This window comes from Corynebacterium sp. UMB6689, from assembly GCF_030215295.1.
Lineage (GTDB): Bacteria > Actinomycetota > Actinomycetes > Mycobacteriales > Mycobacteriaceae > Corynebacterium > Corynebacterium aurimucosum.
Map to the genome: position 1 here is coordinate 79,811 of NZ_JASOLS010000009.1, position 26,655 is coordinate 106,465.

25 protein-coding genes and 1 pseudogene are annotated in these 26,655 nt (G+C 59.5%); 17 read left to right on the forward strand and 9 right to left on the reverse strand.

Features of this window, described 5'->3' with window-relative positions; genetic code table 11:
• The first annotated feature begins 344 nt into the window (after positions 1-344).
• From QP363_RS06830 to QP363_RS06840, 3 genes are read left to right on the forward strand one after another with little or no spacing between them, the layout of a single operon-like run.
• Positions 345-1,328: an ABC transporter substrate-binding protein gene (locus QP363_RS06830; protein ID WP_284763612.1), complete on the forward strand. Its 984-nt coding sequence runs from the start codon at positions 345-347 to the stop codon at positions 1,326-1,328.
• Positions 1,325-2,182, forward strand: a complete 858-nt coding sequence (locus QP363_RS06835; protein ID WP_070711367.1) for an ABC transporter permease — start codon at positions 1,325-1,327, stop codon at positions 2,180-2,182. The genes QP363_RS06830 and QP363_RS06835 overlap by 4 nt, the downstream gene beginning before the upstream one ends.
• A 3-nt stretch (positions 2,183-2,185) precedes the next feature.
• Positions 2,186-2,974, forward strand: coding sequence for an ABC transporter ATP-binding protein (locus QP363_RS06840; RefSeq protein ID WP_070645196.1), 789 nt, complete (start codon positions 2,186-2,188; stop codon positions 2,972-2,974).
• Positions 2,975-3,146: 172 nt separating this feature from the next.
• Here QP363_RS06840 and QP363_RS06845 read toward each other — a convergent pair whose 3' ends face one another.
• Together QP363_RS06845 and QP363_RS06850 are read right to left on the reverse strand one after the other, a co-directional pair.
• Entirely contained in the window at positions 3,147-4,997 is a 1,851-nt protein-coding gene (locus QP363_RS06845) for an FAD-binding monooxygenase (protein ID WP_144657669.1), read from the reverse strand.
• Positions 4,998-5,220: 223 nt separating this feature from the next.
• Positions 5,221-6,585 (reverse strand): MFS transporter, encoded by a 1,365-nt coding sequence (locus tag QP363_RS06850; RefSeq protein WP_284763616.1) that lies wholly within the window; start codon positions 6,583-6,585, stop codon positions 5,221-5,223.
• Positions 6,586-6,709: 124 nt separating this feature from the next.
• Here QP363_RS06850 and QP363_RS06855 point away from each other — a divergent pair, with 124 nt between their 5' ends.
• From QP363_RS06855 to QP363_RS06895, 9 genes are all read left to right on the forward strand, one after another.
• Complete coding sequence (locus QP363_RS06855) at positions 6,710-8,185, forward strand: fumarylacetoacetate hydrolase family protein (RefSeq protein WP_070645202.1); 1,476 nt, start codon at positions 6,710-6,712, stop codon at positions 8,183-8,185.
• Positions 8,182-8,844 carry a GntR family transcriptional regulator gene (locus QP363_RS06860; protein ID WP_070645205.1) on the forward strand — a complete coding sequence of 221 codons (663 nt, stop codon included), beginning with the start codon at positions 8,182-8,184 and terminating at the stop codon, positions 8,842-8,844. Before QP363_RS06855 ends, QP363_RS06860 begins: the two co-directional genes overlap by 4 nt.
• Positions 8,845-8,860: 16 nt before the next feature.
• Positions 8,861-10,375: a 5-carboxymethyl-2-hydroxymuconate semialdehyde dehydrogenase gene (hpaE, locus tag QP363_RS06865; protein ID WP_070444599.1), complete on the forward strand. Its 1,515-nt coding sequence runs from the start codon at positions 8,861-8,863 to the stop codon at positions 10,373-10,375.
• A 49-nt stretch (positions 10,376-10,424) separates the two neighbouring features.
• The gene (hpaD, locus tag QP363_RS06870) at positions 10,425-11,501 is read left to right on the forward strand and encodes a 3,4-dihydroxyphenylacetate 2,3-dioxygenase (protein WP_070444601.1); all 1,077 of its coding nucleotides are present in this window, start codon (positions 10,425-10,427) and stop codon (positions 11,499-11,501) included.
• 160 nt (positions 11,502-11,661) lie between these two features.
• Positions 11,662-12,447, forward strand: coding sequence for a 2-oxo-hept-4-ene-1,7-dioate hydratase (hpaH, locus tag QP363_RS06875; protein ID WP_284763622.1), 786 nt, complete (start codon positions 11,662-11,664; stop codon positions 12,445-12,447).
• The gene (locus QP363_RS06880) at positions 12,432-13,217 is read left to right on the forward strand and encodes an HpcH/HpaI aldolase/citrate lyase family protein (protein ID WP_070645208.1); all 786 of its coding nucleotides are present in this window, start codon (positions 12,432-12,434) and stop codon (positions 13,215-13,217) included. Before hpaH ends, QP363_RS06880 begins: the two co-directional genes overlap by 16 nt.
• Before the next feature lie 9 nt (positions 13,218-13,226).
• The gene (locus QP363_RS06885; RefSeq protein WP_070444607.1) at positions 13,227-14,714 is read left to right on the forward strand and encodes an NAD-dependent succinate-semialdehyde dehydrogenase; all 1,488 of its coding nucleotides are present in this window, start codon (positions 13,227-13,229) and stop codon (positions 14,712-14,714) included.
• A 264-nt stretch (positions 14,715-14,978) separates the two neighbouring features.
• Positions 14,979-16,466, forward strand: coding sequence for an APC family permease (locus QP363_RS06890; RefSeq protein WP_256375575.1), 1,488 nt, complete (start codon positions 14,979-14,981; stop codon positions 16,464-16,466).
• A gap of 18 nt (positions 16,467-16,484) precedes the next feature.
• The gene (locus tag QP363_RS06895) at positions 16,485-17,816 is read left to right on the forward strand and encodes an NAD(P)/FAD-dependent oxidoreductase (protein WP_070716832.1); all 1,332 of its coding nucleotides are present in this window, start codon (positions 16,485-16,487) and stop codon (positions 17,814-17,816) included.
• Here the strand turns inward: QP363_RS06895 and QP363_RS06900 are convergent.
• Positions 17,813-18,733 (reverse strand): helix-turn-helix domain-containing protein, encoded by a 921-nt coding sequence (locus tag QP363_RS06900; RefSeq protein ID WP_284763623.1) that lies wholly within the window; start codon positions 18,731-18,733, stop codon positions 17,813-17,815. The genes QP363_RS06895 and QP363_RS06900 overlap by 4 nt on opposite strands.
• 151 nt (positions 18,734-18,884) lie before the next feature.
• Here QP363_RS06900 and QP363_RS06905 point away from each other — a divergent pair, with 151 nt between their 5' ends.
• From QP363_RS06905 to QP363_RS06915, 3 genes are read left to right on the forward strand one after another with little or no spacing between them, the layout of a single operon-like run.
• Positions 18,885-20,294, forward strand: coding sequence for an aldehyde dehydrogenase family protein (locus tag QP363_RS06905; RefSeq protein ID WP_284763624.1), 1,410 nt, complete (start codon positions 18,885-18,887; stop codon positions 20,292-20,294).
• A 30-nt stretch (positions 20,295-20,324) separates the two neighbouring features.
• Positions 20,325-20,588 carry a hypothetical protein gene (locus QP363_RS06910; RefSeq protein ID WP_070524133.1) on the forward strand — a complete coding sequence of 88 codons (264 nt, stop codon included), beginning with the start codon at positions 20,325-20,327 and terminating at the stop codon, positions 20,586-20,588.
• Positions 20,589-20,591: 3 nt separating this feature from the next.
• Positions 20,592-21,380: a zeta toxin family protein gene (locus QP363_RS06915; RefSeq protein ID WP_284763632.1), complete on the forward strand. Its 789-nt coding sequence runs from the start codon at positions 20,592-20,594 to the stop codon at positions 21,378-21,380.
• Between the two features lie 152 nt (positions 21,381-21,532).
• Here QP363_RS06915 and QP363_RS06920 read toward each other — a convergent pair whose 3' ends face one another.
• Positions 21,533-23,425 carry a cation-translocating P-type ATPase gene (locus tag QP363_RS06920; protein WP_284763633.1) on the reverse strand — a complete coding sequence of 631 codons (1,893 nt, stop codon included), beginning with the start codon at positions 23,423-23,425 and terminating at the stop codon, positions 21,533-21,535.
• Complete coding sequence (locus tag QP363_RS06925) at positions 23,422-23,781, reverse strand: helix-turn-helix transcriptional regulator (RefSeq protein WP_070716849.1); 360 nt, start codon at positions 23,779-23,781, stop codon at positions 23,422-23,424. Before QP363_RS06925 ends, QP363_RS06920 begins: the two co-directional genes overlap by 4 nt.
• A 199-nt stretch (positions 23,782-23,980) precedes the next feature.
• On the opposite strand from QP363_RS06925, the pseudogene QP363_RS06930 reads away from it, so the two are divergent.
• Together QP363_RS06930 and QP363_RS06935 are read left to right on the forward strand one after the other, a co-directional pair.
• Positions 23,981-24,176, forward strand: a pseudogene (locus tag QP363_RS06930) (type II toxin-antitoxin system RelE/ParE family toxin).
• A 34-nt stretch (positions 24,177-24,210) separates the two neighbouring features.
• A complete protein-coding gene (locus tag QP363_RS06935) occupies positions 24,211-24,471 on the forward strand; it encodes a HigA family addiction module antitoxin (RefSeq protein WP_070444751.1) in 261 nt (86 codons plus the stop codon).
• A 54-nt stretch (positions 24,472-24,525) separates the two neighbouring features.
• Here QP363_RS06935 and arfB read toward each other — a convergent pair whose 3' ends face one another.
• From arfB to QP363_RS06950, 4 genes are all read right to left on the reverse strand, one after another.
• On the reverse strand, positions 24,526-24,969 hold the full coding sequence (arfB, locus tag QP363_RS06940; RefSeq protein WP_284763635.1) for an alternative ribosome rescue aminoacyl-tRNA hydrolase ArfB: 444 nt from the start codon (positions 24,967-24,969) through the stop codon (positions 24,526-24,528).
• Between the two features lie 31 nt (positions 24,970-25,000).
• Positions 25,001-25,591 carry a putative glycolipid-binding domain-containing protein gene (locus QP363_RS06945; RefSeq protein ID WP_284763636.1) on the reverse strand — a complete coding sequence of 197 codons (591 nt, stop codon included), beginning with the start codon at positions 25,589-25,591 and terminating at the stop codon, positions 25,001-25,003.
• Positions 25,588-25,803 (reverse strand): Fic family protein, encoded by a 216-nt coding sequence (locus QP363_RS13705; protein WP_308937178.1) that lies wholly within the window; start codon positions 25,801-25,803, stop codon positions 25,588-25,590. Before QP363_RS13705 ends, QP363_RS06945 begins: the two co-directional genes overlap by 4 nt.
• Before the next feature lie 259 nt (positions 25,804-26,062).
• Positions 26,063-26,254 carry a hypothetical protein gene (locus tag QP363_RS06950; protein WP_246821810.1) on the reverse strand — a complete coding sequence of 64 codons (192 nt, stop codon included), beginning with the start codon at positions 26,252-26,254 and terminating at the stop codon, positions 26,063-26,065.
• Positions 26,255-26,655 lie beyond the last annotated feature (401 nt).

The window sequence follows — 26,655 nt, forward strand, 5'->3', positions numbered from 1 at the left end:
TATGGGAGAACAACGAGGCCCGCGGGTTACGCGCGCCACCACCAAAGGTTAGATGTGTTCTTCACATCACTGACTCTAACACCGATACCTTCCGCCGTACAGATAAAGAACGTACGGGTACCCCCGCGGCCTGAGGGCGGCAGACACCGGGGGCTATGGAAGTGATGTAGCAAACATGCAGCTAGCACGTGTGATGTAGAACTCTAAAACTATAAAGCTATAGCTTTTGGAGAGCTAAGAGTACCCCCGACTAGGAAAAATATTCATAAAACTGCTGCTTAGGAGGGTGAAAAGAGGATTAAATAACGGTCACTACTGTCATTCTTGAGTAGAAAGGGACCGAAATGTTCTCTAAAACTTCCGCCGCTCTCTCAGTTATCGCGTTGAGCGCAGCAGCCCTCGTGGGCTGCTCCTCGTCGTCGGAAAGCGCCAGCGGGGACTCCGGAGGTGGGGACTCCTTCTCCATCGGAATTAATCAGCTGGTTCAGCACCCCTCCCTCGACGCCGCCGCAGAAGGCTTCCAAGAAGCCTTCGAGGAGGCGGGCGTGGACGTGGATTGGGATGTTCAGAACGCCAATGGCGAGCAAGGCACCGCGGTGTCCATCTCTCAGCAGATGGCGAACGCTAACCACGATCTCTACCTGGCCATCGCTACCCCAGCCGGTCAGGCAATGAGCAAGTCCATCAAGGACAAGCCGCTTCTGTTCACCGCGGTGACGGACCCCGTCGAGGCGGAGCTCGTGGAGGCGCTGGATAAGCCGGGCAAGAACGTCACGGGTACTTCTGATGCCGCCCCCATCGAGGAGCAGGTAGAGCTCATTAGCCAGCTGGTGCCGGACGCCACATCTGTGGGCGTCGTCTACTCTTCCGCTGAGGTGAATTCCAAGGTGCAGGTAGAGCAGCTGACGGAAGCAGCCAAGCCGAAGGGTATTGAAGTGAAGTCGCAGACGGTGACCTCCGTGACGGAAATCCCCCAGGCCGTGGAGGCACTGGGTGATGTCGATGCCATCTACATTCCGACCGACAACATGGTCGTCTCTGGTATCTCTTCGCTCATTAAGGTGGCGAATGACAAGACCATCCCGGTCATTGCTGCGGACTCCGGTGCCGTCGAAGGTGGTGCTGCAGCCACCATTGGTATCGACTACAAGGAGCTGGGCCGCCAGACCGGTGAAATGGCGCTGCGCATCCTCCAGGACGGCGAGGACCCAGCCGAGACCCCGGTAGAAACTGCCTCTGAGTACACCTACGTCATTAACGAGGATGCCGTGAAGGCACAGGGCGTCGAGGTGCCGAAGGAGATTCTCGATAAGGCTGAGACGCTGTGATTGGTGCACTCGAGCTAGGCCTCATTTATGCGGTGATGGCCGTGGGCGTCTACCTGACGTTCCGTGTGCTTGATTTCCCGGATCTGACAGTTGACGGCTCCTTCACTACCGGCGCTGCCACCGCAGGCGTACTCATTACGAATGGGGTCAACCCCTTTGTGGCCTCGTTGGCTGGCTTCGCCACGGGATTTGTGGCGGGTTGCATCACAGGACTTCTACATACGAAGGGCCGCATTGACGGGCTGCTCGCTGGCATCCTCACGATGATCGGCCTGTGGTCCATCAACCTTCGCATCATGGGAAGCGCCAATGTGCCGTTGCTCTCGCAAGATTCGGTATTTACTCCTCTGGACGCGGTAATGGGAACCTGGGCAGGAGTGGGTCTGCTTGCGGTGGGTTCGGTGCTGCTCTGCTTGCTCATTGTGTGGTTCCTGTCCACGGACTTGGGACTCTCGTTGCGCGCGACGGGTGACAATCAGCAGATGATCACGTCCTTTGGCGTGTCCACCGATTTCACCAAAATCCTGACCTTGGCCCTGTCCAACGGCCTGGTGGGTCTGTGCGGTGCGCTCATCGCGCAGTACCAGGGTTTCGCCGATATTTCGATGGGCATCGGACTCATTCTGGTTGGTCTGGCTTCCGTCATCCTGGGCCAGGCGGTACTCCCCCAGTCGCGCCTGTGGCTGGCCGTGGTGGCCGTGGCCTTGGGCTCCGTAATTTACCGGCTCATTATTTTCGCCGCCCTCCAGGTGGGCCTCAACCCGAATGACATGAAGCTCATCACGGCGCTGCTGGTTATTGTTGCTCTCCTGGTGCCTCGCATGACGCGGGTACGCGGCAAAAGGAAGGCCTAAATCATGCTCAACATAGACAAGATCTCAAAGACCTTCTTTCCGGGGACAGTCAACGAACGCCGTGCGCTTCGCGACGTCTCCCTGGAGCTTGCCTCCGGTGACTTCGTCACGGTTATCGGTTCAAACGGTGCGGGAAAGTCAACTCTTCTGAACTCGATTGCGGGCCGGCTCACCCCGGATTCTGGGAAAATCTCGATCGACAACAAGGATGTGACCAGCCAGCCGGAGCACAAGCGTGCGAGGAAGGTCGGGCGCGTCTTTCAGGATCCTATGGCAGGTACAGCGCCGAACCTGACGATTGAGGAGAATCTCTCGCTCGCTTATCTGCGCGGCAAGAAGCGCGGACTCGGTCTGGGGCTCAATTCCGCGCGCCGGGCTGTCTTTGTGGATCAGCTAGAGTCGCTCGAGCTGGGCTTGGAGGAGCGCCTTGGGACGAAGGTGGGCTTGCTCTCCGGTGGTCAACGCCAGGCGCTGTCGTTGCTCATGGCCGGCTTTACCAACCCGAAGGTGATGCTTCTTGATGAGCACACGGCTGCTCTCGACCCGCAACGCGCGGAGCTGGTGACCACTTTGACGAAGCGCATCGTGGAACAAGGTCAGCTCACCACGCTGATGGTGACGCACAATATGGCACAGGCGCTGCAGGTGGGAAACCGCCTCATCATGATGCATGAGGGAGAGATCATTTACTCCGCCGACGCTGAGCAGAAGGCGAAGCTCACGGTGGAGGATCTCATGGCGGAGTTTGCGAAGATTAAGGGCGCTACGTCCGATAGGACCCTTTTGCAGTAGCGTTCCTCCGTGGTTGTTTCACGTGAAACCTAGGTGTCGTGTTTGGCAGCACCTAGGTTTCTTTCTGTTCGTGGGTCTAGCACCTTTGTGAAGGTTTGAGGGTGACATAAAAAGAGGGCCCAGCACAACGCTGGGCCCTCTAAGCGTAAAGCTAGTTGAACTTGAGTGGAGCTTACTTGAGCTTGATGAGCGCGGAAGAGAAGTAGTCCTCGACTGCTGATGGGTCATCGAGAGGGAGAACAGCGCCTACGTACTGGTCCGGGCGAACGATGACCACCGCTCCGTCGCGGGAAATTCCGCGGGCATCGAAGATGTCCTTGTCGCCAGGGAGAGCGTTGAAGACATTCTCCCAATTCGGAATGTTGAACTTGCCGTTGCGCGGGCGGAACAACAGTGGGGCGTCAAGAATCTCATAGTCGTGATGGTTGGTCTGCTGGTAGATAGCCTTCACGTCGAAGTAGGTATTTTCATCAGCTCCCTCCGGGGTGAACGCGGTCAGGATGGGACCGAGCTTCTCGGCCCACTCGCTCAGAGTGGAGCTCTCGCCGGCCTTGGGGGCATCGGCAAAGGCGTAGATGCGGTAGCGGCCATCGGCGGTGTGCTGGTGGCCCAGGTGCTGAGGGTAAGCATCGCAGCGGCGGAGGACCTCAAAGGACTTGAAGCGCTTGCCTACCGGGAAGCCGGTAGCAAGGTCCTGGTGCTGTGTTGTACCGACAATCAGGTTGTCTTCGTACTGCGTCATCATGCCAGCGGCGAACTCCTCCGCGGCGACGTAGTACTTCTCCACTGCCTCCGGATCATCGAGCTCTTCGGTAGGTGTGGCCATGAGGGTGGACCACTCGCGGTCGAAGTTGATGAGGTTCTGAGCAGCTGGCTGACGCTCGCCGTGGTAGGTGGTCAAGAGTTCCTTCGGGGCGCGGCCGTCGAGGACGTGGCCGAGCTTCCACCCGATATTGAAGCCATCCTGCATGGAAACGTTCATTCCCTGACCGGCCTTTGCTGAGTGGGTGTGGCAGGCGTCGCCGGTAAGGAAGACGCGCGGGTCCTCGTCGTTATCGTCGAAGGCATCGACGAGTCGGTGGCCTACCTCGTAGACGGAGTGCCAAGCAACCATCTTGACGTCGATGAAGTAGGGCGAGTAGATCTCGTTGGCCTTCTCGATGATCTTCTCAATCGGGGTGGAGCGGACCTTGTGATTGTCATCCTCGGGCACGACGCCGAGGTCGACGTAGATGCGGCAGAGGTAGCCGCCCTCACGCGGGATGTGCAGGATTGAGCCGGCCTGGGAGTGAATGGCACACTTGGTGCGCCAATCCGGGAAGTCGGTGTCAACCACGACATCCATGACACCCCATGCGTGATTGGCCTGGTCGCCCTTGAGCGAGCGGCCGATGGACTTGCGAACGCGGGACTTAGCACCATCACAGCCGACGACGTACTTGGCGCGTACGTCGCGCGGGTTGCCGTCGACATCCTCGAGGTGGACCGTTACCGGGTATTCGCCCTCCCCTACCTCAAGGGAGACGAAGTTCCAGCCGTAGTCCGGAGTGATGCGGCCCGGGGCGCGGTGCGCATAGCGAGCGAAGTAGTCCAGCACGCGGGCCTGGTTGACAATGAGGTGGGGGAATTCAGAGATGCCCTGCTCGTCGTCGATGGGGCGAGCGCCGCGGATGATCTTGGACCGATCCTGCGGATCCGGGTTCCAGAAAGACATCTCCGTGATCTCGTAGGCCTCTTCTGTAATTTCCTTGGCAAAGCCGAAGGCCTGGAAGGTCTCCACGGAACGGGACTGGATTCCATCGGCTTGGCCTAGCTCGAGGCGGTGTGGGCGGCGCTCGATGATCCGCGTATTGACGTCCGGGAACATGGCCAGCTGCGCTGCGGCGATCATGCCGGCTGGCCCGGAGCCCACAATGAGAACGTCCATTTCATCCGGAAGTTCAGCGACGCGATCGATGCCGTATCCGGCAGGCTCGTGCACGCGGGGATCTTCCGAAACGTAGCCGTTGTGGTGGAACTGCACTGTGGACTCCTTAGTTAGCGGTTGTAGTTGACGAGAACAAAGAGAGTGATGGGGGTAGCGGCTGCTCCCCCACTTCTATGTGAGCTTCGCTCGTTGAGTTGGTGACTCAGTTCAAGGCGTCAAGAGGATGTGAGCTGGGTCGTATATGAGAATCATATATGATGCGTTCCCCGCGCACAATGGCTTGTGCAGAAAGGGGAGCGCATGGGTGGAGGGGCGTCGTCTAGCGCGGGCTGAAGATGAAGTGACCCTGGGATTGCTCGGCCTCGTGCTCTGCTCCGAGGGCTATCCCCTTGCGTTCGCGCAGGATGAAGGTGCAGATGAAGCCGACGATCGAAGCGGATACGAGGTAGCCTGACACCGCAAAAGTGGTACCAGTTGCCTCGACGAGCGCGGCGGCGATCATGGGGGCGAAGGCGCCGCCCAGGACCGAGCCGAGGGCATAGGTAATGGAGACGCCGGTGGCGCGAATAGAGGCGGGGAAAAGCTCGGCGTACATCGCGGACTGCGCACCGTAGGTCAGGCCCAGGCCCACGGTGAGGAAGAGGAGTGCGCCGTAGAGGAGACCGAGGCTTCCGGTATTGACCAGCGGGAAGAGGGCGGCAGCGCCGATGCCCTGCAAGATGAATCCCAGGAGGTAGGTATTTCGGCGGCCGATGTAGTCCGAGATGAAGCCGGCGAACAAGGTGGTCAAGGCCCACGAGAAGGCAGACACGGTCACGGCGTTGAGGACATCACCGCGGTCGAGTGCGACGGGGCCCTCCGGGTCGGTGGCGTAGCGCTGGATGTAGCCGCCCGTAGTCATGTATCCGACGGTGCCGTTACCCGCGAAGACGAGGGCGGCGACGAGGACGAGCGGGGTGAACTTCTTAAACAGCGTGCCAATGGGGTTGGTGGCTTCTTCCTCTTCGCGTTCCGCAATCTCCGCGAATACTGGGGACTCGTCGACGCCCATGCGGATGAGGTAGCCCACCAAGACGAGGGCAAAGGAGAGGAGGAAGGGAACGCGCCAGCCCCAGTCCATGAAGGCGTCGCCAGGCGCGATGGTGTTCATGATGGACAGCACGCCGGAGGAGAGCAGCAGGCCGGCGGGCACGCCGATCTGGGGGCCTGCGCCGTAAAGGCCGCGCTTGTCAGTCGGGGCGTGTTCCACCGCCATGAGCACCGCGGAACCCCATTCGCCACCAGCAGAGATGCCTTGGATGATGCGCAAGGTGATGAGGAGAATCGGCGCCCAGATGCCGGCGGTTTCATAGGTTGGCAGAACACCAATCAGGGTGGTCGCACCGCCCATGGCGATGAGCGTGACCATGAGGACCACGCGGCGTCCGAAGCGGTCGGCGAAGTGCCCTGCTAGGAACGCGCCAACTGGGCGGAATAGGAAGGACAAGCCAACGGTCAGGAAGGAGATGATGGTGGCCAGGCCACCTTCGAGCGGGCCGAACATGAGGTGGTTGAACACGAGTCCGGCCACCGCTGCATAGAGGAAGTAGTCGTACCACTCGATAGCGGTACCGATGGTCGTCGCGGCGACGACACAGCGGCGTTCGGCCGTCGAAATTGTCGGCGTGACAGCTGTGTGCGACATGATGTGATTCCTTTCGGCATGGGGTGTGCCATATACGGAAAAGCGTGTGAGTTGAACCACTTGCGGTGGTGCTAGGGATAATATACGATCTGGGCAAGGATTTGTTCACAATTAAGGATTCTTCATGGCTGTACCTGAGTTCTTGCCGGTAAAACCGGGCAAAATGATCGCCGTCCATGTGGCTTTTGAGTCCCGCGCGGCACAGCGCGGCCGCTGGCCCAAAACCCCGAGTTACTTCCTCAAGGCGACAAGCACGCTGGCTGAGTCGGACGGGATTGTCGAGCGTCCCGAAGGAACTGAACTGCTGGCCTTCGAAGGCGAAATCGCACTCATCATCGGCACTCCGGCCCGCAATGTCTCCCTTGAGGATGCGTGGAAGCACGTTGCCTACGTGACCGCGTCGAACGACATTGGGCTGTATGACTACAAGGTGCAGGACAAAGGTTCCAACACCCGTTCCAAGTCCCGCGATGGATACACCCCCATTGGACCGGAGCTTATCGACGCCCAGGGGATCGACCCCAAGGGCCTACGCCTGCGTACGTGGGTCAACGGAGAAGTTGTCCAAGAGGGTACGTCCTCCGACGAAGACCTCATCTTCCCCCTCGCCCAGTTTGTGGCCGACCTTTCCCAGCACATGACACTGGAGACCGGTGACATCATTCTCACTGGCACTCCTGCTGGCTCTTCCGTCATCGAGCCTGGTGACGTCGTTGAGGTCGAAGTTGATGTGCCAGGAGGCGTGAGCTCCGGCAAGCTGAAGACCACCGTGAAGGAGGTCCCCGCCTCTTTCGATCCGCAGCTGGGCAACCTGCCCTACGTGGACGATAAGCAGCGCGAAGATGCCTACGGTGACCGCGAATCCGCCGGCCTTCCTCCTAAGGGTGAGGTCGGCCTCGATCCAGAGCTCAAGGCGGCCCTGGAGAAGGCCCCGACCGCCGGCTTGTCCGCTCAGCTGCGCAAGCGCGGCATCAACCAGTCCGTGATCGAAGGCGTGTACCCGCAGGCGAAGGGAACCAAGATGGTGGGCGTTGCCCGCACCCTGCGCTTCGTGGCCGGCCGCGAGGACCTGTTCAAGTCCCACGGTGGTGGTCTCAATGAGCAGAAGAAGGTCTTCGACACCGTCAAGGAGGGTGAGGTCATCGTCATCGAGGCCCGCCAGGAATCCGGTTCCGGAACACTCGGTGACATTTTGGCGCTGCGCGCGAAAGTCCGCGGTGCTGCCGGCGTTGTCACCGATGGCGGCGTGCGTGACTACGAGGCCGTCAAGGAGATTGGCCTGCCCGTCTTCACCCAGGGCGCGCACCCCTGCGTGCTCGGCCGCAAGCATGTCCCGTGGGACAGCGATATCGCTGTTTCTTGTGGCAACGCCACCGTTCTTCCGGGTGACATCATCGTTGGTGACGACGATGGCGTCGTGGTCATCCCCCTAGATATCGCCGCGGAAGTCGCCGAAGCTGCGTTGGCCAAGGAGCACGAAGACGAATGGGTCGCCACCCAGGTGGAGACGGGCGCCAGCCTGGATGGGCTCTTCCCGCCGACCGGAGCGAATAAGGAAGCCTATATCGCGTTCCGTGATGGAAAGGCGGGTGGTCAATGACGGAACCTGCCCTATCAGCTGGGGAAAGCAAGTCCCAACAGGCCTATAACTGGATAAGTCACAAGATTCGTACTCGAGATTATGAGCCCGGGTATCGCCTCGTGTTAGCAACAATCGCGGAGGAACTGGGCGTCAGTGTGGTTCCCGTCCGCGAGGCCATTCGGCAACTTGAAGCAGAAGGGATGGTCACCTACGAACGCAACGTCGGTGCCAGCGTGACCACCTACAATCGCGAGGCCTATTACGAATCCATGGACATCGTGGCCACGCTAGAAGCAAATGCCACGGCCCAATCCGCACCGTATCTCGATGCGGAGGATATTGCCCGGGCGCAGGAGATCAACCAGCGCATGCAGGAGCTCGATATCCACCACGATCCAGAAGAATTTACCCAGCTCAACAAAGAATTTCATAGCGTTCTCTTCTCCAAGTGCCCGAACGAGAGGCTAAAGAACTTGGTGGTGGACCAGTGGAAGCAATTGGAATACCACCGCGTCTCTACCTTTCGGTATGTGCCCGAAAGAGCTCAAGAGTCAACGCGCGAGCACGAGCAATTGCTCAGTCTCATCGAGGCTGGCGCGGAACCCGCCTACATAGAAAAAGTGGCCAGGCAACACCGACTGACCACTCTCAGAACCTATCGCAAGAAAAACGACTAAGGAGTCGAAATCACCCATGGCTATCAACAACGATGCTGCTAAGCCCACCGATCTCCCCGAGAAGATCCTTCACTACATCAACGGCGAGTTCGTCCCGTCGATCGACGGTGATGAATTCGAGGTCTTGGATCCGGTAACCAATAAAACCTACATCAAGGCCGCCTCCGGCAAGCCGGAAGACATTGACAAGGCTGTCGCTGCTGCGAAGGAGGCCTTCGAGAACGGCCCGTGGTCCAAGGCACTGCCGCGTGAGCGCGCCCGTGTGCTCAACAAGATTGCGGATATCGTCGAGAGCCGCGCGGACAAGCTTGCCGCGTGGGAATCCTTCGACTCCGGCCTACCCATCACTCAGGCCAACGGTCAGGCTAAGCGTGCAGCGGAGAACTTCCGCTTCTTTGCTGACCTAATCGTCGCCCAGGCTGACGACGCCTACAAGGTACCGGGCCGCCAGATCAACTACGTCAACCGCAAGCCGATTGGCGTGGCGGGCCTGATTACCCCGTGGAACACTCCGTTCATGCTGGAGTCCTGGAAGCTCGCCCCGGCCATCGCCACCGGTAACTCCGTCGTCCTGAAGCCTGCTGAGTTCACTCCCCTCTCTGCACAGCTGTGGGCGGGCATCTTCGAGGAGGCCGGCCTGCCGAAGGGTGTCTTCAACCTGGTCAACGGCTTCGGTGAGGAAGGCTATGCAGGCGACCCGCTGGTTAAGCACCCGGATGTTCCTCTGATTTCCTTCACCGGCGAGTCTCGCACCGGCCAGATCATTTTCGGCAACGCAGCTCCTCACCTCAAGGGCCTGTCGATGGAGCTGGGCGGCAAGTCCCCCGCCATCGTCTTCAGTGATGCTGACCTGGAGACCGCGATCGATGCTTGCATCTTCGGCGTCTTTTCCCTCAACGGTGAGCGTTGCACCGCTGGCTCCCGCATCCTGGTTCAGCGCGATATCTACGATGAGTTCGTGGAGCGCTACGCCGCCCAGGCTAAGCGCGTGAAGGTGGGCCTGCCCTCCGATCCGACCACCGAGGTCGGTGCCCTGGTACACCCGGAGCACTACGAGAAGGTCACCTCCTACATCGAGATCGGCAAGCAGGAGGCCACCCTGGCCGCCGGCGGTGAGCGCCCGGAAGGCTTCGAGGAAGGCAACTTTGTCCAGCCGACCGTCTTCGTTGACGTCAAGCCGGATGCACGAATCTTCCAGGAAGAGATTTTCGGCCCCGTCGTTGCTATCACCCCGTTCGATACCGACGAAGAAGCACTCGAGCTGGCCAACAACACGAAGTACGGCCTTGCCGCCTATGTCTGGACCTCGGATCTGAAGCGCGCCCACAACTTTGCCCAGAACGTTGAGGCCGGCATGGTGTGGCTCAACTCGAACAACGTCCGTGACCTGCGCACCCCGTTCGGTGGTGTCAAGGCCTCCGGCCTGGGCCACGAGGGCGGCTACCGTTCGATCGACTTCTACACCGATCAGCAGGCCGTCCACATCAACCTGGACAAGGTACACAACCCGGTCTTTGGCAAGCAGGACTAAGACGTCCACTCTCTTCTCCCCCACCACTACTTCTATCTAAGGAGCCATCATGGCTGACATTCAGGCCCCCGATATTCTGCGTTGTGCCTACATGGAGATCGTCGTTACCGATCTCGCTGCATCTCGAAAGTTCTACGTTGACACCCTCGGCCTCGTCGTGACCGAGGAAAACGAGAACGAAATCTACCTGCGCACCTACGAGGAGTTCATCCACCACAACCTCGTGCTACGCCAGGGCCCCGTCGCTGCTGTTGCTGCATTCTCCTTCCGTGTTCGTTCGCCGGAGGATCTGGACCTCGCCGAGGAGTTCTACAAGGCACGTGGCTGCGAGGTTCGCCGTAACAAGGATGGCTTCGTTAAGGGCATCGGTGACTCCGTGCGTGTGCAGGATCCGCTGGGATTCCCGTACGAGTTCTTCTACGAGGTTGAACACGTCGAGCGTCTGGCTTGGGCATACGATGCCCACATCCCTGGCGCGCTTGTTCGCCTCGACCACTTCAACCAGATCACCCCGGACGTTCCTGCCGCCGTGAAGTACATGGAGGAGCTCGGCTTCCGTACCACCGAGGACATTCGCGATGAGGAGGGAACTGTCTACGCTGCATGGATGCGCCGCAAGCCGACGGTGCACGACACCGCCATGACCGGTGGCGATGGTCCGCGCATGCACCACATCGCTTTTGCTACCCATGAAAAGCACAACATCATCGCGATTTGTGACAAGTTGGGTGCACTGCGCGAATCCGACCGCATTGAGCGCGGCCCTGGCCGCCACGGTGTCTCCAACGCTTACTACCTCTACCTGCGTGATCCGGATGGCCACCGCGTGGAGATCTACACCCAGGATTACTACACCGGCGACCCGGATAACCCGGTCGTGACCTGGGATGTCCACGATAACCAGCGCCGTGACTGGTGGGGAACCCCGGTTGTCCCTTCCTGGTACCGCGATGGCTCCACCGTCCTCGACCTCGATGGCAACCCAGTGCCGCTGGTGGCTCGCGAGGACGAGTCCGAGCTGGAGGCAACCATTGGCGCAGACGGCTTCTCCTACACCCGTAAGGAAGATGCAGAAGAAATGCCGGAGTGGAAGCAGGGCGAGTACAAGCTGGGACACCAGCTCTAAACAGGCCTCAGCACTCAGGTTTATGAACGTGGTCCCGCGGCGTCGATAAGAAAGCGCACATATCGCGGGACCGCGTTGTCGTTTCACGTGAAACCATCAGGTTTAACGAACCTGTTAAACAGAACAGATACGTTCTACAACACCTTAAGGAGCGAAGTACATGCTGGATGAGAAACAGCACATCGCTATTGCAGATGAACTGGCGCAAGCCGAAAAGGATCGCACCATGGTCCCGCTGCTGACCGCCCGTTTCCCGGAGATGAGCATCGAGGATTCCTACGCAGTGCAGCGCGAGTGGGTGCGCCGCGGCATTGAAGACGGGCGTCGTCTCGTCGGCCGTAAGATTGGTCTGACCTCCAAGGTTATGCAGGAAGCCACGGGAATCACCGAGCCAGATTACGGCGCCATCTTTGAAGACCAGGTCTATGAGAACGGCTCCACCATCGAGCACGCGCAGTTCTCCAATGTTCGCATTGAGGTCGAGCTGGCCTTCGTGCTCAAGGAAGAGCTGAAGGGCCCGAATTGCAGCATCTTCGACGTGCTGCGTGCAACAGAGTACGTCGTCCCTGCTCTGGAGATCCTCTCCTCCCGCATCGAGATGGAAGGCCGCACTATCGTCGACACCATCTCGGATAACGCAGCCCTCGGCGCCATGATCTACGGCGGCAACCCGGTGGATCCCGCGGACGTCGATCTGCGCTGGGTGTCCGCACTGCTCTACCGCAACGAGTCCATCGAAGATACGGGTGTGGCGGCGGCTGTGCTGAACCACCCGGCAATGGGCGTGGCTTGGCTTGCCAACAAGCTTCACGCGCACGGCGATAACCTTGCCGCCGGCGACATTATTCTGGCCGGTTCCTTCACCAAGCCCATGTGGGTTGAACCGGGCGATACCGTCCATGCAGACTATGGAAAGTTGGGGTCCATCACATGCCGATTCCAGTAAAGTTGCCACCTACCTTTGCAGACGTCCTAGAAAAGGCCGAGCAACCGCTCGTTGGTGCCTGGATCTGTTCCGGCTCGGAGGCCGCGGCGGAGATCATCGCCTCGGCTGGTTTTAGCTGGACGCTTATCGACGGCGAGCATTCGCCTTATGGCCTGGAGACCATTCTTTCCTTGCTCCGCGCCACAGATGCCTATGGTCTTACGCGTGTGGTTCGCGTGCCTGTGAATAACACGGCGCTGATCAAACAGTACCTTGACCTGGGTGTACAGAATCTGATGGTGCCCATGATTGATAACGCCGAGGAAGCGGAAGCGGCCGTTGCAGCCATGCACTACCCGCCCCGCGGTGTGCGCGGCGTCGGCTCGGCACTGGCCCGCTCTTCGCGCTGGAATGGCGTGGAGAACTACCTCGCCAACGCGTCGGACACGGTGAGCCTCACGGTGCAGATTGAGTCTGCGACCGCGGTGGAGAACGTGGAAGAGATCGTGGCTGTTGAAGGCGTGGACAACATCTTCGTCGGCCCCTCGGACCTGGCGGCCTCGATGGGGCTGTTGGGTCAGCAGACCCATCCGGACGTGCTCGAGGCGGTCAATCACACATTTGAAGCAGTTCGTGCTTCCGGAAAGAAGGTAGGCGTCAACGCCTTCAACCTCGAACAGGCCCAGAAATACATGGCTTCTGGCGCATCATTTGCCCTGGTTGGGGCGGATGTTCAACTTCTTTCGGGTGCGGCACGCCAACTGGCAGACAAATTCCATTTGGGAGGGTAAAAAAGAACCATGAGTGAAAACAACAAGGTCAATATTGACGAGCTGCTGGCCAAGGTTCCAACTGGCTTGCTGATTAATGGTGAGTGGGTAGACGCCTCCGATGGCTCCACTTTCGACGTGGACAACCCGGCAACCGGTGAGGTTATCGCTACCCTTGCTTCCGCTACTTCTGAGGATGCGAAGAAGGCTTTGGATGCAGCCTGCGCCGTGCAGGATGAGTGGGCACGCACGTCCACCCGCGAGCGCTCCAACCTGCTGCGCCGTGCTTTTGACCTGGTGCAGGAGCGCAAGGACGAGTTCGCTGCGCTGATGACCCTGGAGATGGGCAAGCCGCTGGCAGAGTCCTATGGTGAGGTTACTTACGGCGCTGAGTACCTACGCTGGTTCAGCGAGGAGGCCGTTCGTGACTACGGCCGTACCCTGCCGGCGCCGGAGGGCACCCTGCGCATGGTGACCCGTCGCAAGCCGGTGGGCCCGTGCTTGCTCATCACCCCGTGGAACTTCCCGCTGGCTATGGCTACCCGCAAGATTGCCCCGGCCATTGCCGCTGGTTGCACCATGGTGGTCAAGCCCGCCAAGCTCACGCCGCTGACTACTCAGTACTTCGCACAGACCATGATTGATGCCGGCGTTCCTGCCGGTGTGGTCAACGTGGTCTCCGGTAAGTCTGCTTCGGCCATCTCCGAGCCGATCATGGCGGATTCCCGCCTGCGCAAGGTTTCCTTCACCGGCTCTACCCCGGTGGGCAAGACCCTGCTCAAGGCCGCTGCCGACAACGTCCTGCGCACCTCGATGGAGCTGGGCGGCAACGCTCCGTTCATCGTCTTTGAGGACGCTGACATCGACCAGGCCGTCGAGGGCGCAATGGGCGCCAAGATGCGCAACATCGGTGAGGCCTGCACCGCGGCTAACCGCTTCATCGTCCACGAGTCCGTCGCCGATGAGTTCGCGGAGAAGTTCGCTAAGCGCATCGGTGAGCTCAAGGTGGGCAACGGCCTCGATGAGGGTGTCACTTGTGGTCCGCTCGTGGAGCAGAAGGCACTGGATAACATCACCGCGCTTGTCGACGACGCCGTGGAGAAGGGTGCCAAGGCAATCGTCGGCGGCAAGCCGGGTGAGGGCAAGGGCTACTTCTACGCCCCGACCGTTCTGACCAACGTTCCTCGTGATGCCCGCGTGGCACAGGAAGAGATCTTCGGCCCGATTGCTCCGATCCTGACCTTCTCCGATGAGAAGGAAGCGATTGAGATTGCTAATGACACAGAGTACGGCCTGGCCTCCTATGTGTTCACCGAGGACTCCGACCGTATGTGGCGCATCGGTGACGGCCTCGAGTTCGGCCTCATGGGCTTCAACGCTGGTGTCATCTCCAACGCCGCTGCCCCATTCGGTGGCGTGAAGCAGTCCGGCATGGGCCGCGAGGGCGGCGCTGAGGGCCTGGACGAGTACACCTCGCTGCAGTACATCGCTATGCGCGACCCGTACGCGAATGCATAACTAGTGCATTAGTTTCGCCGCTGACAATGCTGGCATCTCCTAGGTGGGAGGTGTCAGCATTATTGTTTTCTGCATAATATTCGTAACCATGTTGTGTGACAGCACTCATAGTCAAATCGTGATCACGCACAAACAACTTTTTCAGTGTGTACTGGGACACAATTACTGGCTATACACCGAAAGACACCGGGTTCGTCCGGTGGATTCTCGGGCCGACATAGCTAGTAAGGAGGAGTTGGCGTGGACACATCGACACAGGCACCAGTGCTACCCGCTCGAAATGTACAGCCCGGGCACCGGGCTCCCACCGAACTTAAGGGCGGCCTGGGCGCCGGGCGCCTAGGGACAACGTCGCTAGTCTTTATGATTATCGCGGCGTCGGCACCTCTTACTGTGCTTGCGGGAGGAGTGCCGACCAACTTCGCAGTATCTGGATTGTTGGGTGTTCCCTGGGGATACCTCGTCCTTGGAATTATTCTTGTCTTTTTCGCCGTTGGTTACGGGATTATGAGTTCAAAGATTCAGAACTCTGGAGCGTTCTATGCCTACGTGTCAGAAGGACTAGGAAACCGCCAAGGAATCGCGGCCGCGATTCTGGCTTTGGTTTCTTACAATATGATGCAGGTTGGGCTGTATGGCATTTTCGGGTTCTCTCTGGCCAATCTGATCAACGGGTGGTTTGGAACAAGTATCTCGTGGTGGGTTGCCGCCTTGGCTGGTTGGCTCTTGGTGGCCGTCATGGGTGTCAGCAATGTTGATTTTTCTGCCAAAGTCCTAGGTATATTGGTAGCCCTCGAGTTCGTTGTTGTTGCTGCAGTCTCAGTTCTTTCTCTTGGCGTTGCCCCAGAGGGTATTACTGCGGAGACGGTACGCCCGAGCCAATTCTTTACCGATGGTATAGGCGTTCTCCTTGCCTTTGGAATTGCAGCCTTTATGGGGTTTGAGTCGGGTGCAATTTACTCGGAAGAAGCGCGTGATCCAGAGCGGACTGTCCCGAAAGCTACCTATATCGCCGTGGGAACGATTGCCCTTTTTTACGCCTTTTCGGCGTGGGCATTTGCTCAAGGAGTGGGGCCGTCCGTCGTCATCGATAAGGCAACTGAGCTTGGTCCCGATCTGGTCTTCGTGTGGTTGGGCGACTATTCAGCGCTTGCTGCCAACATAGCGAACTGCTTGTTTGTAACTTCGCTTATTGCTGCCCTCGTCGCATTCCATAATGCCGCAGCGCGGTACTTCTTCTCCCTTGGGCGCTCACGCGTCCTTCCCGAGAAGTTCGCGGTGTCATCGTCCAAAGGAGCACCTATAGCTGGGTCGCTCACTCAGACTTCCATTGCTTTCCTAGTTGTAGGCGGCTTTGCAATTGCCGGAAATGGCAGCGACATGGGCGAACTATTCCCAGTCCTCACGCTTTTTACGTGGCTGACCAACGCCGCGGCGTTCGGCCTGGTCTTCCTGCTCGCAGTGGTGAGTGTGTCCATCATGGTATGGCTCAACAAGCAGGAAAAAGGCTACAACCTCTTCACGCGGATCATTGCACCGCTTGTATCAGCTTGTGGACTCGTGGCTGTCTTCGCATTGGTGCTGATGAATTTCCCGCTCATGATTGGCGACACCGGTTCGGATGCCCTCGTGTGGGTGATGCCCGGAATCATTATCGCCTCCGGAATTCTGGGCCTGATTTGGGGCGAATGTCTCAAACGCAGGAAGCCGAATATCTACGCAAGTCTCCAAGACAATCTTGATCGAATCTAAATCTTCAGAAAGGTAATCATGGAAAAGAAACATGTAATCGTCGTTGGTGCGGGATTCGCAGGTCTAACGGCAGCGCGCGAATTGCAAACCGCGGGAATTGAGTATCACATCGTAGAGGCTCGTGACCGCATTGGTGGCCGTGCTTGGACTGACGATAGGCTCGGACGCCCGCTGGAGATTGGCGCAACCTGGGTGCACTGGCATCAGCCGCATGTCTGGTCCGAAATCACTCGTTATGGTCAGGATATTATCGCTTCGCCCGTTGTAGATACCGCATATTGGTATGCCGGTGGTGAGCTGAAGTCCGGAACGGAAGCAGAAATGGATGCCAAACTGGCGCGGCCGATGGAGAAGATCTTCGAGAAATCTCGCGAATTCTTCCCAGAACCGCACAAGCCGCTGCTTGTGCTGGATGAGAAATTCGGTGCATCTCAAGAATTGAAGGATGCTTTCCTGGCTGCAGATCAGGCTGGAGTTCTCGATGCGTTGGAGGACGGTGACTTTACCCAGGAAGAAAAGGATCTGTGCAATGCGTATTGGTCGGCTGGATACATCGGGTACCCAGAGCAGGGGTCCTCTTTGATGGCCAAGCAGTGGGCAGCCTTGTGTGATCACCGTCTTTCATTGGTGGATGAGCAAACGCTGCGATTTAAACTTGTCAATGGCATGCGGGGTATCTACGGCAACATCGCAAAGGATCTAACCGGAGAAATCCGTTTGAATACTGCGGTGACTGCGATTGAGCACGGAGAAGATTCGGCCACCGTTACGTATGCGGACGGTACCTCCGAGACGGCGGATGCTGTGATTGTTACGGTTCCGGTTGGTGCTTTGGGGAACATTAAATTCACCCCGGGTCTGCCTGAAGGCTCGCAGAAGACTATCGAGCAGAAGTGGAATTCGACTGGTTTCAAGGCTTGGATCAAGATCAAGGGCCACCACAACATCTTCGGTTACGCGCCCCAGCCTGCAGTCGTATCCGTGCTTCGTTCTGAATACTTCGAAGACGATGACACGACTATCTGTGTTGCCTTTGGCTCCGATCACGAGAAGATCGATTTGGAGAGCATTGAGGATGCTCAAAAGGTTGTCGACCAGTGGCGCCCAGATCTCGAGGTTGTTGGTGTCACCGGTCATGACTGGGTAGCAGATGAGTACTCAGGCCAGGCCTGGGCTACGTTGCGTCGAGGTCAGTTCACCGAGGGCTGGCACCACTTCCGCAGCTCGACTTCCTCGTTGCACTTCGCTGGAGCAGATTGGGCTTCCGGTTGGCGTGGAGTGGTTGTCGATGGAGCCATCGAAACCGGAATCTCTACCGCTCGCGAGGTTATCAACAAGCTGCGTGGTTAACCGCTAGCCGCCGCGCGGTACGCACTCGGTGACTTGTGGTACTCCGCTTTAAAGATGCGCGAGAGGTGCGAGGGATCGTGCAGGCCATAGCGGGCGCTGATGTGGCTGATTGATTCCTCGGAGTACCGCGGGTCCACGAGGTCTCTGCGGATATGTTCTAGACGTCGGGTTCTGATGTAGTGACTCACGGAGAGTCCCTGTTCGGAGAACTTGGCGTGGAGGTGGCGCACGGACACAAAGAGTGCTTGGGCGATGGTGCTGGGGCCTAAGTCGGGGTCGCCCAAGTTCTTCTCGATGTAGGCGGTGGCCTGGTTGAACAGGAGCGTGCCCGCGGAAGGTTCCTCGGCCACGTCGGAGGAGAGGACCGACACCAACATAGTGAGCGCGGAGCGGACCAAGGCCGTGGCGTGCGGGCCCTTGAGCAGATCGAGGTTCTTCGCGAGCTGCTCAAAGAGGGGAACCGCCACCGCGCCCAAGCCGTGTGAGCGTGAGATGGGGTTCGCGGTGAGGCGTTGGATCTGCGCGGGTGAAATATCGAGGAAGCTCTGCGGGAAATGCACAATGAGTGTGTTTTGCTCCTCCGGATAGCGCAGAGTGTAAGGCCGTTGGGTGACATACAGCGCTAGGTCGCCAGGGTGTAGCTCACAGGTTCGCCCGTCCTGGCTCATGGTTGAGGATCCGGTGATTTGCAGGCTGAGCTTGCAAAAGGGGGCCTCGTTGGCGGCTATCTTGAAGCGATTCACGGTGTGCGGGGAGGTGCACATATCGAAGAGGGATATGTCCCCCACTTTCGTTGACCGCAGCGTGGCGTGAAAGGAAGAGGGGTCCTCAGTGTCCACGTCGAGTTGTCCAAAAGACTCGGATGACGCGGTGCGCCATGACGCGATATCGAAGTACTCAACGGCGGAAGTAGACATAAGTGGCATCATATCGTGAGAACTGGCACATTTTTGGACAAATTGTGTGCACTCAGAGTCAATAGAGTCGGTGTGGTGCAGGTAACATCCTAGGTAAAAGTTTCTTTGGGCTTTGTTCGCGGGGCCCTCGACTTCTTTACAAGGAGATCTCATGACTCAGTTCGCCACCTACGCTGATCTGCTCAACGCCATCACGGATGAGAACGGACGCGACATCTTCAACCCTGCCACCGGTGAGGTTGTTGGTCGCGCCCCAGAGAACACCGTTGAGGACCTCAACGCTGCAGTTGAGACCGCACGCGCAGCGCAGAAGGACTTTGCCAAGCTTAGCGACGCTGAGCGTTGCGAGCTGCTCACCAAGGCAGCCGCCGCCATCGACGCTAACGCAGAGGCACTCGTGGAGCTGCTCTCCCGTGAGCAGGGCAAGCCGCTCAACGGCCCGAACGCCCGCTTCGAGGTCGGTGCCTGCTCCGGCTGGCTGAATGCCACCGCCTCCTTCGAGCACCCCAACTACACCGCCGTCGATGATGACATCACCGCCACCGTTAACTACCGCCCGCTCGGCGTCGTCGGTGCTATCGGCCCGTGGAACTGGCCGATGATGATCACCATCTGGCAGATTGCGCCAGCGCTGCGTATGGGCAACGCGGTCGTCGTCAAGCCCTCCGAGTACACCCCGCTCTCCGTATTGGGCCTGCTCAAGGTGGTCAACTCCGTGCTGCCGGAGGGTGTGCTCCAAGTCGTCAGCGGTGCCGGTGAGGTTGGCGCGGCGCTGACTACCCACGAGGGCGTCGACAAGATCATGTTCACCGGTTCTACCGCCACCGGCAAGAAGATCGTGGAGGCCAGCGCGGACAACCTCACCCGCCTCACGCTGGAGCTCGGCGGCAATGACGCCGGTATCGTGCTGGATGACGCTGACCCGAAGGAGATCGCCGGCGACCTCTTCTGGGGCGCGTTCATCAACACCGGCCAGACCTGTGCGGCGATGAAGCGCGTGTATGTGCCGGAGTCGCTGTACGACGCCGTCTGCGAAGCCCTCGTCGAGGTAGCCAAGGCCTCCCCGATGGGCGTGGGCCTCGAGGAAGAGAACGTGCTCGGCCCGCTGCAGAACAAGCAGCAGTTCGACATCGTGGACAAGCTTGTCAGCGCCGCCAAGGATTCCGGCGCCCGCGTGCTGCTGGGTGGTGACCCGGACTACGACGCGCCGGGCTACTTCTACCCCACCACCCTGGTGGCGGATATCGACCCGGATAACGCGCTGGTCGTCGAGGAGCAGTTCGGTCCTGCGCTGCCGATCGTGAAGTACACAGACCTGGAATGGGCCATCGAGCAGGCCAACAAGCTTGACGTGGGCTTGGGCTCCTCCGTGTGGTCCTCCAACCGTGAGCGCGCTCTGGACGTCGCTGCGCAGCTGGAGGCAGGCACTACCTGGATCAATGCCCACGGTGCTGTGGATCCGCGCGTGCCTTTCGGTGGCATCAAGTCCTCCGGCTACGGTGTGGAGTTCGGTACCGAGGGCCTCAAGGGCCTGGCGTACCCGCAGATCATCAACGGCTAAAACCGCCATGGCGCTGCTATTCTTAGCGCCATGAGCACCGCCAAAGTCCCGGAGATCGAGTACGCAGCCTTCGACGCCATGAAGGAGGTTGCGTCCTCGCTGAAAGCTGCCTACCTCACTCGGGCCGCTGAAGCAGGCAACGATGTTGAATCACAATGGTGGATTCGTCAGAATTGGCTGGTAGAGGACATAGTCAGTGGTGTTGATTCAACCGACATTGAAGCCATCCGCGCCGCTGCGGCTCTCTTTGCGCAGCGGCTTGAAGCCCTCTCCTCCGAGCACAAAGCGGCATAGCCTATGCTTTCCGCCGCTGACTTCCCCGTTGATCCGCAGGTCATGGAGCAACGGCTAAAGACTCTGCAAACTAGCTATTTTGGTCGGTCGAATGCTCATGGTCCGGCTGTTCCAGAGGTCATTTATGTGGCGGGGCAGCCAGCGTCAGGCAAATCAACGGCTATTGAATCTGTAAAGAATGGTCACGCGGTCCTTGATTCCGATGAGGTTCGGAAGCTGCATCCCGCCCTCGACGAGATCATGGAGCGCGACCCCCTGCGCATGGACGTGCTCACCAATGGACCGGTGCCCTATTGGATGTCCTCGCTGATTGAATATGGTCGGCAGCACGGGCACTCCCTCATCATTGAGAACACGCTGTCCAACCCGGAATTCATCGCAGGAGAGATAGCCAAGTTTCGCTCCGCGGGTTTCCGCGTGAGGGTCGTGGGCTTGGCGGTGGCGCAGGAGGTCTCCAGGCTCGGTGTCGTCCAGCGCTGCCTGGAGGCGCAGCGCGTGAGCCGCTACCCGCGTTGGACCAATGAGGTTTCCCACACGTCGGGTTTTAAAGCCATCGTCCCAGGGCTTCAGGCTATTGCGCCGCTTGTCGACGACCTCGAGATCCGCACCCGCGACGGCCGCACTTTGAGCGGCATCGAGGATATTGAGGCTGAGCGCGCAACCTGGTTCGACTCCCCCGCTGTTCGGGCCGACTGGCTGGCCCGTTTCGACAGCTGTGACTTGAGTGGGCTTGAAGCTGAGAAGCTCACGCAAAACCTCGTGGCTGATGCAGAGCTTATCCGCAAGCTTTAAGGCTGTGCCCGTGGAACTATTAGGTTCACCCACAGTTCCCGTGCCTGCACGCATCGAGAAGGACCAGGTGGTGAACTCGAATGACTCGCCTGGTCCAACGTGTGTGCGCTCGGCGCGTGGTTTAACCCTTATAAGACTTTCCGGTCACAACCTCAGCGTTTCGCTCGTGCAGCCCGCAGGCCGTTCAAGATCACGATGACTTCGGCGACTTCGTGTACCAACACGACGGCGGCCAGGCCCAGTACACCGCTGATCGCCAGTGGCATCAACACGATGATGATGGCCAGAGACAGCACGATGTTTTGGTTGATGATCCTGCTGCCTCGGCGGGCGTGCTGCAGCGCCTGCGGGATCAGCCGGAGGTCGTGGCCAGTGAAGGCGACGTCAGCGGACTCGATCGCGGCGTCAGAGCCGGTTGCTCCCATCGCAATGCCCACCGTTGCGCCCGCCAGTGCCGGCGCGTCGTTGATGCCGTCGCCGATCATCGCCGTCGGCGTCTTGGAGGAGAGTTCGGCGACGATGCTTGCCTTGTCCTCCGGTCGCAGCTCGGCGCGCACGTCGTCGATTCCGGCGATTTCAGCCAGCGCCCGGGCGGTGCGAGTGTTATCGCCGGTGAGCATGCTCACTTCCACGTCGTTGTCGTGCAGGGACTGCACGGCATCGGGCACCTCGGGCCGCAACTCGTCGCGCACCCCGATCGCCCCGGCGAGAGCGTCATCGACGGTGACTAGGACGCAGGTCTGGCCTTCGGACTCCATGCGCTCAACGTCCGATTTCAGTGGCCCGGCGTCGATCCATCGGGGGCTGCCGACCAGCACCCGTCGGCCTTCGACGGTGCCGCCGATGCCATGACCGGCTTCCTCGCTGATACCCAAGGCGGTGGGCGCTTCGGGCTCCGCTGCCACGATCGCCGCGGCGAGGGGGTGCGTCGATTGCTGCTCAACCGCCGCCGCGAAGGAAAGCACCTGCGCCCGATCGAATCCGTCTGCCGGGACCACTCCGGTAACCTCGGGCTGGTTGCGGGTAAGGGTTCCGGTCTTGTCCACCGCCAGGTGACGGATGCCGCCGAGCCGCTCGAACGCCGCGCCGGACTTGATGACCACGCCGAACTGGCTGGCCGCGCCGATCGCGGCCACGACCGTCAGCGGCACGGAGATTGCCAACGCGCACGGCGACGCTGCGACCAGAACCACCAGGGCACGGGTGATCCACGTCTCGGGGTCGCCCAGCAGCGAGCCAATCACACCGACCAGCACCGCAAGGATCATCACCCCGGGCACTAGGGGTCGGGCAATCCGGTCGGCGATCCGGGCGCGGTCGCCCTTTTCCGCCTGCGCCTGCTCGACCAGGTCGACGAGGGTGGTCAGCGAGTTGTCCGTTCCAGCTGCGGTCGTCTCGACCTCCAGCACACCGGCGGAGTTGATCGCTCCCGCGGGTACCTCGTCGCCGGGCGCAACCTCCTCCGGAATGGATTCTCCGGTGATCGCTGAGGTGTCAAGGCTGGATCGTCCGGACCGAATGATGCCGTCCGTGGCGATCCGCTCCCCGGGGCGTACGACCATTAGCTCGCCAACCTCAAGGTCCTTCGCAGCGACCTCGGCCGTCGTACCGTCGCGCAGCACCGTCGCGGTCTGCGGTACCAACTTCAACAGTGCCCGCAGTCCGCCTTGGGCCCGGTCCATCGCCTTGTCTTCAAGCGCCTCGGCGATCGAGTACAGGAACGCTAGCGCCGCGGCCTCTCCGACGAAACCAAGGATCACCGCGCCGACCGCGCTGATCGTCATAAGCAAGCCAATGCCGAGCTTGCGCTTTGTGACAAGGTTCCGGATCGCTCCAGGTGCGAACGTATAAGCGCCCAACAGCAGGCCAAGCCAATACAGTACCGTTGCGGGCGTCTCCAAGTCGGACCAGTCCAGCGCCAGTCCTGTAATGAGGGCTACGCCGGAGAAGATCGGTAGCAGTAGCTCGGGGTCCTTCCACCATGGCCGATCGAGCTCTTCGATCTCTGTGGTGGGTTCGTGTTCGCATCCACATGCTGAACTCATGCGTCCGTTCCTTTCTCGCCGCAGCCGGGCACCGAGCACTCAGTGTCGATGCAGGGGGCATTCTCGTCGACGGCCAGCGTCGCGTTGACCAGCGCGTTGAGCGCCGCCGCGAGGTGCGGATCGGCAATTTCGTAGCGGGTCTTACGGCCCTCCGGCTCAGCGACGACGATGCCGCAATCGCGTAGGCAGGACAGGTGGTTCGAGACGTTCGAGCGGGTCAGATCCAAGCTTTGCGAAATCTCGGCCGGGTAGCCCGGACCGTCGAGTAGGGTCATCAGGATTCGGGAACGCGTCGGATCAGCCATGGCCCGGCCGAGCCGGTTCATGACGTCGAGGCGTGAAGCAATAGTCAGCATGTGCTGAACAATACAACGTGTGCTGAACTATTCAAAATGCACTGAACTGACGGTTACGCGAAGGTCCTGCGACCTGCAGGAATTAGTGGATGGGATAGCAGATGACTGATCCTTTGTGGTTCGGCTGCCACCCAACGCGGGAGCGACGTGGGCGGCGAGGTTCTCCAGAATCTTCGCGTTATGGGGGATAGGGTGAAGCATGATCCAGTCGTTCGCTGACAAGGACACTGAGCGTCTGTGGAATCGAGAGCGGATTCCCCCGGGGAAACCGGCTCGAGGCGTTGAAAGGTGATCAGCGGGGTCAGTTCAGCATTTGAATCAACGACCAGTGGCGGATCTGTTTTCGGTGGTCCGCCGCGGGGCCAGAGGAGGTTGAAATCGTTGACTACCACTGACAAGCTCCCTCCGGTTCACCCCGGTGAGATCCTCATGGAGGACTTTCTCAAGGAAATGGGGATCACCCAGCGCAAGCTCGCCGTCTCCATTGGCGTTCCGCCCCGCCGGATCAACGAAATTGTTCACGGTAAGCGCGCTGTAACCGCTGACACGGCCCTTCGTCCAGCGAAGTTTTTCGAGATGAGCCCCCAGTTCTGGCTCGGGTTACAGGCTCAATATGACTTGGACGTGGCGGAAGACAAGATCCTCTCGGGAATCGAGCGGATTCAACCGGTCCAAGCTGTCTCCGCGTAGCGGTTACCCGAACCAGGTCCGTCTGCGTGAGGATATGCACGCGGATGGTTCGAACTAGGGAATTTGGGGCCGCCGTCGCGTGGACTTGAGTTCCGAGCGCCGCTTTTTCGCTTCGAGACGGCGTCGCACCGAGCTCTGCGTCGGCTTGGTCCTGCGCCGCGGGGGAGGAGGCGGAGCGAGCGCCTCGCGCAAGAGGGCGGCCATGCGTTCGCGTGCCTCGGCGCGGTTGCGTACCTGCAATCGCTGGGTCGATGCGGTAACGGTAAGGACGGTGCCGTCTAGGCGGTGCTCGAGGTTGTGAAGGACGCGGCGACGCTGGGCGTCGGAAAGCGATGAGCACGTAGCGATATCGACGGAAAGCTGCACTTTGCTGTCCGTAGTATTGACGCCTTGGCCGCCTGGTCCCGACGACTTCGCGAACCGCTCCGTCAGGTCGGCGGCGACGATGACCAGACCCCCGGGGATCCCTGGGCCAGGCGCGATGGTCAGGTCGTTCATACCGCCCAGCTTAGTTAGAGTTGTTTCCGGATCAGACCCGCCGTGCGAGATCAGGGTAGTGTACGACCACTCCGTCACCGTCGACCTCCAACTCGACGTCGACTCCCCGTGTTCCGCTTTTGTATCGGACAGTTTCAGCATCGACGGAGCTGTAGTACTGGTCTGATGCGATCACCTGGAGGGACGGTATATCAATCCAAGCCATGATCAGCTGCGTTTTCGGGACCTGAGTCTCAAGCAGCGTCAAGCGACGAATAGGCATTGTGTTGGTGAGAGGGCACAGACCGAGATCGCAATCGAGTGCGGCTTTCAGGTCGGCTGACTGGACGATACCGGGGGAGGGCAGATCTTCAGGCTGGGCGCCCTCTTCATTGGTTTCCGCCGACCACACGCCTTGTTCGGACCTAAACAGCTCGAGGCTTCGCCCCCATCCGTCGCCTTCAACGTTCACCGACACACGTTCGGTCACCCAGTTCTCCGCGGCGTGCAGCTCCCACGTGGCCTCGTATCCATCGCCGTATTGCACTCCGGAAGCGGTCAAACCGGCTCCTAAAAAATGACCTGCGGCCTCGTTCCGGATGAGGGGAGTCTCGACATGCTCCCACTTATACGTGCGCTTCATGGTGAGGATTTTACAACGCTCGATGGTGCGAAAAGGCAGGTAGTTTTCGATTTGGACCGCGTACCGAGGACGAGGCTTACCGGCAGAATGGTGTATTCAGTAAGTCCGCGACGCAGAAGAATCCCATGAATGAGAGCACGGCCCACACGGCCGTTGCCATCTGAAAATGGGTGAATCGTTTCGAATTGAGCGTGAGCAATCGCGGCTTGGATGAGAGCACCGTGCTAAGCGCCATCTAGGTAAAGGCACAGGTCTTCAACGAGGTCACGGACTAGGCGTGGGGGTGCTGGGATGAACTCGGCACCAATAGGTGTGTGGTTACTTCCTCCGATCCAGTTTTGAATAGTGCGAAGTCCAGTGGGAATGGAGCCCTTCTCCCCCATCAACTCTCTTTGAAGCTTTTCAAGAAGCTCGATGGAGATTGTCGGTTCGGTGGCAAAGCTCTGCTCGATGGAACGCAGAACGGTAAGGTTACGGGTAACCTCTTCCGCGCTTTTCCTTAAAGCCGCGGACTTCTTCTACTTGGGCGAGTTCCGCGAGGACAACCTTATCGACGTTGGGTGCAATACCTTCAATGCGTGAGGAAGAAATAGCTTCAGAACGCATGAGCAGGCGGGCCACAGACTCCAACTGGCCTGAAGCCGCATGGCGGTTGAGCCCCAAAATATCTCGCTTGATACGCGCTGCCCGGCTGGTGCGCTTTGGGGAAAGTCCATGCCGTACTTACAAGATGGTCAGGGACATAGGCCTGAAAAGGACCTTCAGCCTTATCACGCCGGGGAATGCCGGAGCCTGATTCGGGGATCCAGCTCTCGGTAACGTAGTGGGGCATGTAGAGGCTATCCATTCGTCAAACCCCAATGAGTGGTTGGATAACTCTTATCCAACCACTCATTGGGGTTTAGGTGCTAGATAACTCTTAAACATTCGGGCTTTAAGGCTGAAATGTAGCCTCAATGAGAATGCCAATGACAATCCCATCTGACCGGCCGCGCTGACCTCGGCCAAATCCCCAGACCTCGATCCCGAAACCTCCTGGTGGGTGGTGGGGCGTCGCCAAGCGC